Consider the following 571-nt stretch of genomic DNA (forward strand, 5'->3'; position numbering starts at 1 on the left):
GCGTGCACGTGGGACACCCGCCCGGCCTCGCCACCTACCTGCGCACCGGCCCCTACGGCCCCATACCCGTCCAGGAGTACACCGCGTGACCATCACCGCCCCCGAGACCGACACCGACACCTGGCAGCAGGTCGCGGAGATCGTCGTCTACGGCACCCCAGCCGGCCAAGGAGCCATCAGCTTCCTCGGCAAGGGACGCGGCGCCAAGCACACCAACGAGAAGACCCTCAAGCCCTGGCGCCGCGACATCATCCTCGCCACCCGGGACGCCACCGGCGCCCACGGATACACCGACTGGGCCGGCATCTGCCTCACCTGCCGGACCAAGAAAGACGAGCACGGCCTGTACGCGAACGTCCCCACCCGCGCGGACATCACCATCACCGTCGCCAAACCCAAGACTGCCCCCAAGCGGCGCCGGACCTGGCCCATCACCCGCTCAAGCCACGACATCGACCACCACGCCCGAGCCGTCCTCGACGCCCTCTCCGTATCCGGCGTCATCAAGGACGACTCCCAGATCGTCGACCTGGCCATCCGCAAGGTCTACCCCGGCGAGCACCCCGAAGCC

1 protein-coding gene is annotated in these 571 nt (G+C 69.2%); it reads left to right on the forward strand.

Going from position 1 to position 571, the window contains the following annotated elements; all coding sequences use genetic code 11:
• Positions 1 to 85: 85 nt before the first annotated feature.
• A partial coding sequence (locus OO69_RS48135) for a RusA family crossover junction endodeoxyribonuclease (protein WP_033287386.1) occupies positions 86 to 571 on the forward strand: 486 nt, incomplete at its 3' end.

It is taken from the genome of Streptomyces sp. NRRL F-525 (assembly GCF_000716605.1).
In the GTDB taxonomy this organism is placed as follows: Bacteria; Actinomycetota; Actinomycetes; order Streptomycetales; family Streptomycetaceae; genus Streptomyces.